Below are 12,884 nucleotides of genomic sequence, written 5' to 3'. Positions count from 1 at the left end.
TATGGTTTAAATTCTTTCACATTTTTTCCGCCGATATTTTTCCGGATATAACTGTTGAATCTTTTTGATAAATCTTATATTCTAATGTAAAAGAGTTTTTGCCAAAATTTCCTTTGCCATCCATATCAATGTTCCATTGCACTTTCCCGCCGCCACCTTCGGGGATAACGGACACGGATTGACGTTGGAAGGTTATTTCCGGGTATAATAAAACTCCGCGCACACTAACCCCCTGATTGGTAAATCCTGTAAGTATATAGGTATTTTTTTCGTTTGTTACTGTATCTGAAGAAATTAAGAAAGTCCGTTTACTCCATAAGTCCGGATTGCTCGTTTCTATAATCTCGTACTTTCCGGTTATAGCTTGCATTTCACCCGAAGCGGCGTTTTCACCATCGTTAAAATATATTTTTATCATCATCAATAAAATAATAAAAAACGATTTCATAATTTAACAAGCATAAAGTTCCCGCAAGGCCTGTTGAGTACAAAGGTTAAAATTTGGAAAAGGAATTCAAAATGATTGCGAAAGAAAGTTATTATCGTAATACAAACCACAGAGAACACTGAGTTTTTTTCACGGAGTTACACAGAAGCAACCCCTGTGTTACTCCGTGAAAAAACTCCTTTCCTCTGTGGTTAATTTAATTGATAATTGACAGTTGAAATTTGAAAATGATTTGTGGCTCCTATAACGTACAACTCATAACGTACAACTTTGAAGAAGCTCATACTAGAAAATTATCAATCGCCCGGCGATACTGTGATGCTTACGGCAGCGGTGCGGGATCTTCATTTGTTATACCCCGGGCAATACATTACAGATGTAAGAACACATTGTCCCATGCTTTGGGAAAACAATCCTTATATTACGCCGCTTGACGATAACGATCCTGAAGTGCAGTATATTCAAATGAATTATCCCCTTATCCATCAAAGCAATACGTTGCCTTACCATTTCATTCACGGTTTTATACAATACCTCAACTTTGAATTGGGCACGGCCATCTATCCCACAGCTTTTAAAGGAGACATACATTTAACTCCGGAAGAAACAAGCTGGATGTCGCAGGTACATGAGATCACAGGCAATGATGATCCATTCTGGATTATTGTCGCGGGCGGAAAATTTGATTTCACCTGCAAATGGTGGGATGTAAAACGATATCAGGAAGTAGTAGATCATTTTGCCGGAACTATTCAATTTGTACAGGTAGGAGAAGCTTTACACAATCATCCACCGTTAAAAAATGTGATAGACCTGCGTGGCAAAACAGATCTGCGACAGTTATTAAGATTGGTATATCACAGCGTGGGCATACTTACACCCGTTTCATTACCTATGCATTTAGCCGCGGCAGTTCAATTAAATCCAGGGCTACAAAGATTAAGACCATGTGTTGTTATTGCGGGAGGAAGAGAACCTGTTCATTGGGAGGCTTATCCCAATCATCAGTTTATACATACAATCGGCGCGTTACCATGCTGTGCAACAGGAGGTTGCTGGCGTTCACGTGTATTGCCGTTGGGTGATGGCGATGAAAAAGATAATGAAGATCAGCTATGCTTAAACCCCGTTGGATTTTTACCTAAATGTATGGACATTATTTCTGCGCAAGAAGTTATAAAAAAAATCGAACTTTTTCTTATTGCATCTTAAATAAAAGTTTTCTATTTTGTTCTCCATCCCGGAATAAATTCTCTGGCAACAGTTTATACACTCAATGTAATTTTCTGAATCTAATTGCCTGGTCTTAGCAGCATTCTCCCCGCAAACTTTTTGTATGCGCCAAACAAGAGAAGACATATTGCTGGAACAGGAAAGGCTTATCAGGCTTCGCCCAATGGTCGAATCGCAACTGAAGCAACTTGCGAATGTAGATCATGTAGGCGTAGGTGTAAAGGAGATCAACAATGAACTTTCTGACGATCTTTGTTTTCGCGTTTATGTAAGAGAAAAAAAAGCTAAACAGTCTTTACAACCCTCAGATATTATTCCCACAGAAATTTTCGGCGCCAAAACAGATGTCATTCGCAGATCTGAAATACTGGATATTTCAGACAGAGGCCGTCACAGACCATTAAGAGGAGGCATTCAACTAAGAACAGAAAGGGTTGATGGATCAAGGCCGAGACTTGCAGGAACAATTGGGGCATTGGTTACATCTATCAGTTCAAGTTCAGGTAAACTAATGGCGCTCACTTGCCAACACGTCGTCTCTGAAGGTGTATTTGCTCCTGCAAATCCTAATGCAGTAATCGGGATGAAGGTTGGGCAACCAACTTACAGTACTTGTTGTTGTTGTGTTTGCGGAGATATAGGTACAGTATTTAAAGTACAGAAAGATGCCAATGTTGATTGTGCATTGATTGATCTTAAACAAAATCTTATTGATGATATCTCCAGCAGCTCCATGCAGAACTTTATTGAAGGCATTGGTGGCGTAAATGGAGTGGCGCAGGCTGTGTGTTTTGAACACGTAAAGAAACGTGGTGCCGCAACAGAATTAACTGAAGGAATAGTTGTAGAAGTTGTGTTTGATGGTAGCCAGATACTTGTTAGACCTGATGCGGGAGCAAATGTATTTGCAGATTTTGGTGACTCCGGCGCAGTACTGCTAAATGCTGCGAATAAAGTAATTGGATTGATTTGGGCTGCTAACCGCAATGTGATGGATTTCCCGAATAGCTCTTCATCAGGAACGTTTTTCAGAAAGGAAGGCGTGGCTAACCACATCGGTGCGGTAATGGGCGCACTGGGCATTACAATTGCAGGTCAGAACTCGAGTGGACTGGCCATTCCATCAGCCAATTGCGCGCCGGAAGTACCGCAATCATCCTCCAGCCGTCTTTCATCCAGTTCAGTTAGTGGTGCATCCTCCGGATCAGGCTTAAGTTCATCATCAGATAGTAGCGCTCTTTCAAGTTCATCATCATCATCATTGAGTTCCAGCTCCAGTTCGAGTTCTGCCTCATGTACAGCAACTGCTATTTACCGGCATGCCGGCGCCATAAAAACAGTAGCTAACCTGATAGCATGTAAAGCCACTATACAAAGGCATCCGATGACGCTTGCATGCGAACCCAATGCCACATTTTCTACGTTTAGTACTGTATGGACAGGCATAACAAAAAATGACATAAGCAAGTGGGCCCAAATGGGTTTAACACGCAGACGGTCCGCCGGAAGTGCAGCAATATCAGAATATATTAAGTGTGAAACAAAGGCGGGACCGGCGGCAGCGGATTATGATAATACCATCACGCCACCTGCAGGATTTCCTGCATTTCCCGCAGTTGGGACTACACATGATTTTGAATGTGCGCTGGATCAGGCGACGGGAAGATGGGACTATTCCTATGACGGTGCGGTGATTCATCATTTTACAAATGCAGGTTGGGCATTCGATGTGGGGCAGCGTGTTGACTATACGGGCGAAGTATTCGGAAGTCCGGATTCAAGAATGGCGGGAAGCTCTGCCAACAAATGCAGCTTTACAAACTGCATGTATAAAGTAGTAACGTATAACTCCAGTAGCAGTTCTGGCTCTTCAGGAAGGTCATCGAGCAGCTCTTCATCAAGGCCCGTCGGCACACCTGGTCCTTATGTCGCAGCAGGCCTTGCCGCAGGAAATATTGACATCGATGATGCTACAGCCGATGCTGTTGACCTGGTTAGCGGTAGTGCGATTGATATCTGGGATAAAAATGCATAAACAGATTATGTTATGGCGGTTGAACAAACAATAGTACAAAAAGTTTCTACCAATCTGGGTTTTGAAGTAAAAGACGCTTCGGTAAAGGCTGAAGAGACAACCATTGCTTCACAGTTCATGCCGTTCTTTAATATATCGCTGGAGGATCAGTCGACCTTTAAAAATGAAGAGATGGCCGTTGCCATGCAATTCAACGATTTGCAAAACATAACGCAACGCAATGGCAGAGCGAGATTTCCGAACATAAAGGCGTTATCCGTAGTGACCAATCCGCATACGCAGCAAATATTAAAAATTGCCTCTGCATGGCCGGAAAACGAAGCAGCTATTGCACCATTCCCCAATGCCGCGGAAGAAGAAAAGCAGTTGAGGATGAAAGGTGAAAAATTTATTGCATTGCCAGCGGTCACACCGTCTGTTGATTTTTATACGGCATTAAAGAAGCTTGATCTTGCCGGGCCGGTATCGCCTAAAAAAGCCAGGCAGGTAATGGCCTACTATGTTGTTCACTCAACAATAAGATATTCTGACAGGGCAGTGTGGATCATACAAACAAGAGGAATTGATCTTGAAGGGGAAGGATATGCGGCGCGACGCGGCGGTATTCCAATCGATGCGCGCAATCATATGCGGCATATTATTGACGCAGCAACGGGAGAATGGCTTTTTTCTGACACAACACCACAGCCTGTATGACGTATGATATTGACTTGATAGACATTGCGCTGAGGAAAACTGCAGCTGGCACGGAACTACTGAAAGTATTTAACGCGCATGTAGATGAAGTGTTCTTTTTGGTAGGTCATCACCGGCAGGTTATTGTGGCATGGCAGAGAAATAACGGACCCGCATTTGTGTCAGCTTTTCTTGAAAGTGGAATGGAGCCGGGCATTAAATGGAAAAGGGAAATTAACGGAGTTACCCAGACGGCACTTATACGTCGCATGGCTGCTGCGTTACAGGATGCAGGAAGTCCGCCGTTAAGAAAAGCCATCAGCGATCATATCAGCCTGATCATGCAATGGATAAATGAATGCGGGAGTTTGAATGATGTGCTGGAAAAGCTAAAATCGATTAAAGCATTACCTCCTGAAACTTCACTTAGTTAAGTGTGTATTATGGAACAGTCAAGACAAGAAATAATTGCAACAACGGACCGGCTTCTGGCAATGTTGCCCGAAGTGCAGGCTGAATTGCAGCGTAATTATCCGAATGTTTCCAGCGTGGAGGTGGGCCTGAAAAGAAAGAACGGCGAGCTTACAGATATCATTTGTTTCCGGGTGATCGTGAAAACCAAGGTTGACAAGTCTGCATTGAAACCAGAAGAAATTATTCCGTCTGAAATAAAAGGTGTTCCAACCGATGTGCTTGTTGAAATAATGGAATTTCACGCCACGGATGAATCCGGTTATGACCTGCTAACAGGCGGCATACAAATCAATACCGGCATTGGAAACGGAACACTGGGGTGTTTTGTAACCAGGGATGCAGAAGCAGAGGGCAGCAAAAAGATCTACCTGCTATCCAATCACCACGTCATTATAGGTAAAACAGGCACGGTGGGACAAAGAGTAGGGCAGCCATCATCTCCAAGCGGTTGCAGTTGCTGTTTGTGTTATGATATAGCCGAAGTGTTTTGCGGGCAAGCCGGAGATGTTAGCGGAACAGCTTCCAGCCTGGGTACCTTGCCTCCAGGACAAGGAACAACCAACCTGGTTGACGCAGCTATTGCAAAGTTGTTGGGACAGGATGCTACAGATCCGAAGACTGTTTTCTTTTCCAACTCAATAGAAGAGATAGGTCCCGTGTTTGGTTCCTCACCCGGCATTGCACTGAACGACAGGGTAAGAAAAAGAGGCAGAACAACGGGATTAACTTTCGGTAAAGTGGAGGCAGTTGGTTCCACCGCAAATGTTACAGCGGATAAGTCCAATCCTGCGTCCGGCACAATTGTCTATGCCAACTGCATTACCAGGATCTCACCACTTGCGGAAAGTCCGTTAATGGCAAATGAGGGCGATTCCGGCTCTGTGGTTGTAAACAGTAGAAACCAGGTTGTGGCATTGCTTTTTGCAGTACCCGCGACAAGAGGTGCTGATGGAAAGATCGTTCCCAGTGGACAGGCGAGCGTATTTCCCATTCAAAATGTGCAGAATCGCCTTGGCATATCTGTGATGAGCAGCGGAACCCCAAATTCCATCCCGCTGAGTGGTATCAGCGAAGCTATCGCAAAGCCAATACGCGCCGGCAGCTATGTTAACGTTGTTGAAAAACAGATCAGGTCAATACCCCAGGGAGAAATGTTTCTGCAAATACTCCTGGATCATCGCAATGAAGTAATGGATCTTATCAATGATAACAGGGAAGTAAAAGTGGCGTGGCATAGAATGAATGGTCCGGAATATATTGGGCATATACTTAAGAATTTCACAGACCCTCAGCATGTAGTTCCAGGTGAGATCAACGGATACTCACTGCAAAACCTGCTCATCAAAATGAGCGAAGTGCTGGAGCGTAATGGTAGCATAAAACTGGCCAAAGCAGTGGACGATTATAGTGGATTTGCTTTCACTTTCGCCGACCGGTTCAAAGGGTTTGATTCTTTGAAAGATGCATTGCAGAAAGTTCCGCTTTGTGCCAAATGTGGTAAACCAATTCATCAGGAAGCTCATGCCGACTAATCAAACACCAGGAACGCTTGAAGTAATTTCAATGGAGTTGGTCAAAGTTTTTGACCCGCTGAAGGAGAGGATTGAGCAGGGAGAAGTGATGCTGCTTCTTGCAGAATTAGGTATTGATCCTCCTGATTCCCTTGAAAATAATTCCCAGTTCAATCATGCAGTGTCTGATGTGGTAGATCAGCTATATGAACTGCCACCATTAATCTCGCAACTCATCGATGCTGTTAATGCGGAAGACTGGAACACAAGTGGAAATATTGTAACGCAACTGATAGAGAAAGTTGCGCAGATCATCGACGACTGCCTCAATATAAAAACGGCATTAAATGCTTTTTTATCAGGTATGTCGCTGCCTAATCAGGCCGAAGTCCAGACCTTTCTTACCAATTTTGTCAGCAACTTATTACAACATCTTACAGTAGTTTATCTTGAACGTGCCAGTTCAATACTGGCCGCGGGACTTGAGTTCGCAGGTATTATTGAGAAAACAGATTCCACAACTATCAATACCCAGGGGCCTCCAACACCGTATGTAAAGAAGCGCGTTCAGTTTAATAATATCCCTCAACTTTTTAAAGATCCCGGAGCGTTGATGGAGACATTGTATGGATGGGATACACCTGCATTTGATGGAATTGTATTGTTGCAAAAGCTACAAAAGATTGCTTTAAGCCTTAACCTTCCCGCGATATTAAATACGCCGCAGGAGCTGGAACTGTTCATGTTCAGGATTAAATCAAACACCACTGTTACTCCGCGCGGTATTGACTTTCTGTTCACTGAATCATTCCGGCTGAATGGAGGCTATGCTTTAAATACACCAAATTTCAAAGTAACAGTTACCGCAAATGCCGTGTTGCCGTTGGAATTTGGGCTTACGCTGCAACCAGGTTTACAGGTAAGCATTATTCCCTTGAGCAATCCTTCTCCCATTACCGGTGATCTTGGCGTAACATTCAGTATTCCCGGAACAGCTGGTGCAGGTCAACCTTTTATCGCAATAGGAACTGCAAACGCAAGCAGGTTTGAGTTCACCGATCTAAGCATTACAGGAACAGTAGGCCTTACCTGGGATGGAGGAAAAGCATCAGGCAGATTCGGTATCGAAGGCAAGCTGCAAGGTGGTAAGATCGTTATCAAACCCGGTAACCCTGATGGCTTTCTCGCGTCAGTACTTCCTGCAAATGGCTTTGTGATAGACCTTGAACTGATCATGGGTTATGACAGCGCGCGTGGATTTTATTTTGATGGTTCAGGAGGTTTGGAAATTCAGTTCCCGCTGCACATACAAATTGGCCCGATTTTAATATCAGCACTCACGCTTACCATCAAGGCTCAGGATGATACAATTCCAATTGGTATCGGCGCTGATATAGGATTGTCATTAGGACCGTTCCAGGCGGTGGTGAAGGACATGGGCATGCAGGCCAACTTTAGTTTTCCGTCAGACAACTCGGGCAATCTTAGCTTCATGAATGTTGGTATCGACTTTAAGCCGCCATCAGGAATTGGCTTATCACTTGATGCGGGCATCGTTAAAGGCGGCGGATACCTGAATTTCATGTTTGATAAGGGCAGGTATGAAGGTATTGCCCAACTGTCTATACAAGAAGTAGTAAATGTAGTAGCTGTAATTATCATCACTACTAAAGCGCCGGATGGTTCGCCTGGCTTTAGCATGTTACTGATGATTACTGCTGAGTTTACGCCGATACAGTTAAGCTTTGGTTTTACATTGAATGGAGTGGGAGGTTTGATTGGTGTAAACCGGACGATGATACTGAATGCATTGAGAGACGGCGTAAGAAACAATGCTATCGACAATATCATGTTTCCCAGCAATCCGATCGCTAACGCCACACAGATTATTTCATCACTGGAAAGCATTTTTCCGCAGCAGCAGGATAGATATGCATTCGGGCTGATGGGCATTATCGGATGGGGAACGCCAACATTGATCTCGCTTGAAATAGGCTTAATGCTGGAAGTGCCAAACCCAATCCGTCTTGCCATTATTGGTATTATAAAAATGGTGCTCCCAACAGAAGAAGCAGCAATTCTTAGTTTAAAAGTTGCCTTTGTAGGTACGATAGATTTTGAAGCGGAATACATCACTTTTGATGCGGCCATTTTCGATTCAAGGCTGCTTACGTTCACATTGGAAGGGGATATGGCGCTGCGTATAAAGTGGGGTGACAACAGCAACTTCCTGTTTACGCTTGGCGGCTTCCATCCTGATTATGCACCGCCACCACTGGATTTGCCGCAATTGAAAAGGCTTACCATCAATCTACTTACCGGCAATCCGCGGCTCGTTATCACAACTTATTTTGCGGTAACATCAAACACTGTACAATTCGGCGCGGGCGTTGATTTTCATTTTAAAGCAGGTCCATGTGAAATAAAAGGCTGGTTTAATTTTGATGCACTCTTCCAGTTTAATCCATTCTATTTCAAGATCACTTTGTCTGCGGGATTAACTGTCTACGCGTGGGGTGGAGAGTTGATGACTATTTCCTTCAACGGTTCACTTGAAGGACCAACACCATGGCATATCGCCGGCAAGGTTAAGATCAAGATCATCTTCATCATCAACATCAGTGCAAGCGTAGAAACAACATGGGGCGATAGCGATACAACAGCAATACCGGATGTTCCGGTTCTGCCAAAACTGAAAGAAGCGCTGAGTAATAAAGAGAACTGGATCACACCTGTTGAAGATGGATCCGTTACTTCCGACAGTATGGTAACCTTACGTACCATTACCAACACTGCAGATTCAATTATAGCACATCCTGATAAGAGTTTGTCCGTTTCACAAAAGGTAGTACCGTTAGATATAGAAATAAGTTTGTTTGGCACTGCGAAGCCTGCTGATTATACAAAATTCTCGGTTGCGTTGGCGGACATGGGTAAGAACGATTTGCAGGAAGAATTTGCTCCTGCTCAATTCTTTGATATTACAGAGACTGAAAAATTAAGCCGTCCTTCTTTTGAAAAATACAACAGTGGCCTGAGTGCAAATGGCTCTAACATTTTAACATCGGACTACTTCCGCGAAAGAGATGTAGAATTTGAAGAGATCATTATTGATGATTTTGACAAGCCAAAGAACACATTACCCAAACGCATTTTTGACAACATCCGTTTCAATGCATTTTTAAAGAACGGAGCGGCGGCTAAGAATAAATTCGGAACAAAAGCAAAAATGGATTCACCATTGTCACCACCAAAAGTTAAGGTTGGTGGTAAAAAATATTCCGTAGTAAATACAGATGATCTTTCTGTATTTGGAAGTATGACAGCAGGCTCTGTTGCGGAAGCAGTGGGCATGCAAAAACGGGCCATAGCTGCAAATCCTGCATTGGAAGGTAAACTTGATATTGTATCATCTTTTTAATTGTCTGTTATGAGCGATCCACTTTCCAGGTATGCATTTCTTCCATGGGCAAGACGTGGCATTGCTGCAAAAATAGAAGAGCTGGAGAACCTCGGCAACTTTGCAACACCACCTGCGGGCGGCTGGACAATAGAACGTGCGGTAGTAGATGTAGTTGCAAACATCTCTGCCAGCAAGGGGGCCACAAATTTTGCAGACAGCGTTACGCAGCAGGTTTCGCTCGTTGCCCCGGGAGATATAACCAGTTTAAATACCGCTGTTATTGTCAAAACAGAACCTAAAAATGGTATTACAAATTTCCTTCCCAACTATTTTCCATACATAGAATTTTATGAGGAAGACCTTCCGTGGAAGTATAGTCCGGCCAAGGCAAACAATCACCAGCTAAGGCCATGGATCATGTTGTTGGCGCTGAAGGAAGATGAGTTTAAGAATGATACCGGCATTATGGGCGCATTGCCCTCCATACAAATATTGCCTTTAGCAACCGACCCTTCGGGAACTACCGGCGCGCAAAGCGGTGCACTGCCAACAGTTGCTGAATTATGGGCATGGGCACATGTACATTTAAACGGTGATCTTGATTCAACTGATCTTTTAAGTCCTGATAACGCTAACGATGTAAATACAGCGCTGGACAGATTCAGACAACTGGTAGATTCAAATCCTGACAGAGCATACTCACGCATTATTTGTCCGCGAAAACTAGAGCCATTCACTACTTATTATTGCTTTCTTGTGCCAACCTATGAAACAGGCAGATTGGCTGGTCTGGGTGCGGAAGAATCGGTTATACAAACACACAAGGCACAAGAACCATCATTCGGTATTGCGCATTTAAATGATGAAGGCCACCTGCCTTATGTTGATCATTTCCCGGTCTACTTTCAATGGCAGTTCATGACGGGTAAGGAAGGCGATTTTGAAACACTCGTACGCAAACTAAAACCAAGAGAAGTTGATCCGAAAGTAGGTACGCGGGAAATGGATATTCAGCAGCCGGGCATGAATGTAAACTTTGGCGCTGGTCCTGTATTCAATAATGGCATACTGATGCTGGAGGGAGCGGTGTTGCCTCCCGGCACTTACAACACAAGATTACCTTATCCGTGGAGCGTTGCAGCCTCATCAACAGCATACCGTAAGAAGCTTGCGGGATTGGTTAACCTGGGAGAAGACATGATGGAAGCGACATTTCCACCGGCACTTGTGCAACCATATACCACCAATCCGTATGGCTATACCGATCCGCTTCCCGACATAAAGGATGATCCGTTAATTGTTCCGGATTTATATGGCAGATGGCATGCGCTCACAAGAAAACTGGATGCATCAGACACTGCACTTAATAACAACAATTCATGGTTATATGAACTGAACCTTGATCCAAGAAGCCGTGCAGTTGCCGGTGTTGGCGTAAAATATGTAAAGAAGCGCCAGGAGGAAATAATGGATAAAGCGTGGGGTCAATTAGGTGAAGTGATTGAAGCAAACCGGAAATTAAAATGGGGGCAACATGCACAGCAAGTGTCTAATGCGGGCTACAACAAACACCTGAAAAATCAACCGGCAGAGCAGAAAGCAGCAATAGGTAATAAAATGTTCCGCAAAGTAAAGTCCGGCTCCGTTACTGCTTTCAAAAAAATGGAAGACAGCGCCGTCCCCGACGCATTGTACTCTTATGCTTATCGCAAAGTAGAAAGGCCGAATGGACCTGTGATGAAGAGGCTGGATCCTGCAAAAACTATCTTCAAACAAAATTCATTAAGAATAAATCTTGCCAACAATGTATTTCCTGCGGTGGCGCCTAAAACAGTTTCTTCACTTCAGTCTGTTTTGACGGTTGATAAAATAAGCGTGGACGTAGAGATCGTAAGCAACTATAAAGTGGCAAGTGCTATGTTCGCTCCCACAAACCCTGGAAATATTAGCTTTAAAGAAGTAGCGGATTTCGAAAGTGAATCCCGCTTCCAGACCGCTGTGATGAAATACAATGATTATTTTGAATCAACCAATTGGCAAGGGATTCCGGCTGTTGCGTCATTGGATGTAAATGCGTTGTCTACCGATGTGATTGCAGCAATCAATCCTATATTTACGATTGCTGCAAAAGTGTATGGACAGTTACAGTTTATGCCTGGTTATACAATGCCGCCCGCCGATAAGATTGTACCAGTAATGGCTTACCCGGTATTTAATACACCCACTTACCAGTCTGTAGTTGATCTTGGTGTTGACTATTTCTGTCCGAATCTTGGGCTTATTCCAAAAGATACGATTACACTTGTTGAAAGCAACCAGCGCTTTATAGAAGCCTTTATGGTTGGCTTAAATCATGAAACAGGAAGAGAATTGTTGTGGCGCGAATTTCCGACGGATCAGCGTGGTAGTTATTTTCGTCAATTCTGGGATTCGTCTGATGCAGTAAATACGGGAGGTTTGAGTGATGTTGCGCAGGCTGAGCAAAATCTTGACATAAAGAAGATTCATGAATGGCCTACCAACTCCACGCTTGGAACACATTCTGCAAGGGTTGGCATGAGTACGCCTAACCCACTGATACTGGTTATAAGGGGCGAGTTATTGAATCGTTTTCCGGATACCGTTATCTATGCACAACGCGCAGCATTCAATGGGTCGGATACGCAAGCCCAGCGACTGTTAGGCACAGACTTAAAGTATCCGTTATTCAGCGCGCACATCTCACCAGATCTTACGTTTATCGGATTCGACCTGACGGCTGCAGCGGCAAGGGGCAACCGTGATGGCACGCCACCTGATCCCGGTTGGTTCTTTGTCATACAGGAGAGACCTGGCGAAATACGATTTGGTTTAGATACTGATACAAGTGCAACAGCACCGCGAACCTGGAATGATCTGAGCCAGGGCAACGCAGCGTTCAGACTTTCTTACCTGAATGCAACCAATAATGCAGTTGTACCAACTGATGATACAATAAACGGAAAGCATATACCCTGGGGTTTCAATTCAACAAACATGGCGGAAATATTATATCAGAATCCGGTGTTGCTTGCAGTGCATGCGGATGATATGCTGCCATGATGTATTACCATAATTCGTTGAAAG

General features: G+C 44.0%; 8 protein-coding genes. 7 read left to right on the top strand and 1 reads right to left on the bottom strand.

Translation table 11 applies throughout. The annotated features are described in order from the left end of the window. Nucleotides 1-16: 16 nt before the first annotated feature. Nucleotides 17-448, bottom strand: coding sequence for a hypothetical protein (locus QTN47_RS11385; protein WP_369329495.1), 432 nt, complete (start codon nucleotides 446-448; stop codon nucleotides 17-19). Nucleotides 449-718: 270 nt separating this feature from the next. On the opposite strand from QTN47_RS11385, the gene QTN47_RS11380 reads away from it, so the two are divergent. The 7 genes from QTN47_RS11380 (at nucleotide 719) to QTN47_RS11350 (ending at nucleotide 12,860) form a co-directional block, all read left to right on the top strand. After that, the gene (locus tag QTN47_RS11380; RefSeq protein ID WP_369329494.1) at nucleotides 719-1,660 is read left to right on the top strand and encodes a glycosyltransferase family 9 protein; all 942 of its coding nucleotides are present in this window, start codon (nucleotides 719-721) and stop codon (nucleotides 1,658-1,660) included. Nucleotides 1,661-1,784: 124 nt separating this feature from the next. Then, nucleotides 1,785-3,716: a hypothetical protein gene (locus QTN47_RS11375; protein ID WP_369329493.1), complete on the top strand. Its 1,932-nt coding sequence runs from the start codon at nucleotides 1,785-1,787 to the stop codon at nucleotides 3,714-3,716. A 12-nt stretch (nucleotides 3,717-3,728) separates the two neighbouring features. Then, on the top strand, nucleotides 3,729-4,412 hold the full coding sequence (locus tag QTN47_RS11370) for a hypothetical protein (RefSeq protein ID WP_369329492.1): 684 nt from the start codon (nucleotides 3,729-3,731) through the stop codon (nucleotides 4,410-4,412). After that, complete coding sequence (locus QTN47_RS11365) at nucleotides 4,409-4,825, top strand: hypothetical protein (RefSeq protein WP_369329491.1); 417 nt, start codon at nucleotides 4,409-4,411, stop codon at nucleotides 4,823-4,825. Before QTN47_RS11370 ends, QTN47_RS11365 begins: the two co-directional genes overlap by 4 nt. Nucleotides 4,826-4,834: 9 nt before the next feature. Further along, nucleotides 4,835-6,397, top strand: a complete 1,563-nt coding sequence (locus tag QTN47_RS11360) for a chymotrypsin family serine protease (protein WP_369329490.1) — start codon at nucleotides 4,835-4,837, stop codon at nucleotides 6,395-6,397. Continuing rightward, nucleotides 6,387-9,797 (top strand): DUF6603 domain-containing protein, encoded by a 3,411-nt coding sequence (locus tag QTN47_RS11355; RefSeq protein ID WP_369329489.1) that lies wholly within the window; start codon nucleotides 6,387-6,389, stop codon nucleotides 9,795-9,797. The genes QTN47_RS11360 and QTN47_RS11355 overlap by 11 nt, the downstream gene beginning before the upstream one ends. A 9-nt stretch (nucleotides 9,798-9,806) precedes the next feature. Then, nucleotides 9,807-12,860, top strand: coding sequence for a hypothetical protein (locus QTN47_RS11350; protein ID WP_369329488.1), 3,054 nt, complete (start codon nucleotides 9,807-9,809; stop codon nucleotides 12,858-12,860). Nucleotides 12,861-12,884: the final 24 nt, after the last annotated feature.

This window comes from Danxiaibacter flavus (assembly GCF_041060425.1).
Classification (GTDB): Bacteria; Bacteroidota; Bacteroidia; order Chitinophagales; family Chitinophagaceae; genus Danxiaibacter; species Danxiaibacter flavus.
Note: the sequence above shows the minus strand (reverse complement) of the source record. Positions and strands in the feature narration are given on the sequence as shown.